The organism is Oryzomicrobium sp., from assembly GCF_036820405.1.
In the GTDB taxonomy this organism is placed as follows: domain Bacteria; phylum Pseudomonadota; class Gammaproteobacteria; order Burkholderiales; family Rhodocyclaceae; genus Oryzomicrobium.
On record NZ_DAISLS010000030.1, the window covers coordinates 1 to 2,387 of the forward strand.

Consider the following 2,387-nt stretch of genomic DNA (forward strand, 5'->3'; position numbering starts at 1 on the left):
ACCATGAGCGAGACCAGCAAACTAGTAGTACGCAAGGCGGCGGTTCTGGGGGCGGGGGTGATGGGGGCGCAGATTGCGGCGCACCTGGCCAACGCCGACGTACCGGTCGTGCTGTTCGACCTGGCGGCCAAGGAAGGCGAGCCGAACGGCATCGTCAAGAAAGCCATCGACGGCCTCAAGAAACTCGACCCGGCGCCCTGGGCCACCCGGGAGCGGCTCGCCCACATCGACGCCGCCAACTACGACCAGCACCTCTCCCTGCTCGGCGAGTGCGACCTGGTGATCGAAGCCATCGCCGAAAAGATGGAGTGGAAAGAAGACCTCTACCGCAAGATCGCCCCCCACCTGAAGGCAGGCGCCATCGTCGCCTCCAACACCTCGGGCCTGTCCATCAACCAGCTGGCCGCCACCGTCCCGGCCGAGCGGCGGGCCGACTTCTGCGGCATCCACTTCTTCAACCCGCCGCGCTACATGCACCTGGTCGAACTGATCGCCACCCGGGACACCGACCCGGCGACCCTCGACCGGCTCGAAACCTGGCTCGTCTCCCGGCTGGGCAAAGGCATCGTGCGCGCCAAGGACACCCCCAACTTCGTCGCCAACCGGGTCGGCGTCTTCTCCATCCTGGCGGTGATGCACCACACCCAGGCCTTCGGCCTCGGCTTCGACGAAGTGGACGCCCTCACCGGCCCCAAGATCGGCCGGCCCAAGAGCGCCACCTACCGCACCGCCGACGTGGTCGGCCTGGACACCCTGGCCCACGTCATCGGCACCATGCAAGCCACCCTGGCGACCGACCCCTGGCACCCCCACTTCGCCGCCCCCGCCTGGCTCGCCGCCCTCATCCAGAACGGCGCCCTGGGGCAAAAGACCCGCTGCGGCATCTTCAAAAAAGAAGGCAAGGCCATCCACGTCCTCGACCTGGCCAGCCAGAGCTACCGCCCCTCCGCCGGTGAGATTGCCCCGGAAGTGGCCGACATCCTCAAGATCAAGAGCCCGGCCGAAAAATTCGCCGCCCTGCGCGCCTCCGGCCACAAACAAGCCCAATTCCTCTGGGCCATCTTCCGCGACATCTTCCACTACTGCGCCTACCACCTGGCCGACATCGCCGACAACGCCCGGGACGTGGACCTGGCCATGCGCTGGGGCTTCGGCTGGACCCAAGGCCCCTTCGAGACCTGGCAGGCCGCCGGCTGGAGCGCCATTGCCGAGGCCGTCCAGGCCGACATCGCCGCCGGCCGCGCCATGTCCTCCGCCCCGCTGCCCGCCTGGGTGTTCAAGCGCAACGGCGTCCACGAACCCGCCGGCTCCTGGTCCGCCACCGAGCAGGCCCTGAAACCCCGCTCCACCCTGCCGGTGTACCGGCGCCAGCTCTTCCCCGAGACCGTCCTCGGCGAAGCCGCCCCCGCCTTGGGCGAAACCCGCTGGGAAAACGCCGGGGTGCGCCTGTGGACCCTGCCCCAGGTCGATGCCCGGATCGGCATCCTCTCCTTCAAATCCAAGATGCACGCCATCGGCGACGAAGTCCTGGACGGCCTCATCGAGGCCGTGGCCCGGGCCGAGCGGGACCTGGACGGCGTCGTCCTGTGGCACGAGGCCCCCTTCGCCGTCGGCGCCAACCTGCAACAGGTCTCCGAGGCCATCCAGGCCGGCCAGTTCGACCTGCTGGAAAAGACCGTCGCCAAGTTCCAGCGCGCCTCCATGACCCTGCGCTACGCCCAGGTCCCCACCGTGGCCGCGGTGCAAGGCATGGCCCTGGGCGGCGGCTGCGAATTCGTCATGCACGCCGCCCACCGGGTCGCCGCCCTGGAGTCCTACATCGGCCTGGTCGAAGCAGGCGTCGGCCTGATTCCCGCCGGCGCCGGCAGCAAGGAATTCGCCCGGCGTGCCTCCGACCTCGCCAAGACCCAGGCCGGCAACGACCCGTTCCCCTACATCCAGAACGTGTTCATGACCATCGCCATGGCCAAGGTCGGCAAGAGCGCCCTGGAAGCCAAGGACTACGGCTTCCTCCAAGAGTCCGACGACATCGTCTTCAACCCCCACGAACTGCTGCACATCGCCCTCAAGCGCGCCCGGGCCCTGGCCGACGCCGGCTACCGCCCCCCCCTGCCGGCGCGCAACATCAAGGTCTGCGGCCGCCCCGGCATCGCCACCCTGGAAATGATGCTCGCCAACATGGCCGAAGGCGGCTTCATCTCCCCCTACGACTACCGGGTCGCCCGCTCCGCCGCGGTGGCCCTGTGCGGCGGCGACGTGGAACCGGGCAGCCTGGTGGACGAAGAATGGCTGCTCACCGTCGAGCGGCGCGAATTCGTCGACCTGCTCAAGAGCGAAAAGACCCAGCAGCGCATCGCCCACATGCTCGAAACCGGCAAGCCCCTGCG

The 2,387-nt window shown here is 68.6% G+C and carries 1 protein-coding gene; it reads left to right on the forward strand.

The window, feature by feature from the left end; translation table 11 throughout:
• Window positions 1-3 precede the first annotated feature (3 nt).
• On the forward strand, window positions 4-2,387 hold a 2,384-nt coding region (locus tag V7Z98_RS17795), incomplete at its 3' end, for a 3-hydroxyacyl-CoA dehydrogenase/enoyl-CoA hydratase family protein (RefSeq protein ID WP_442951860.1).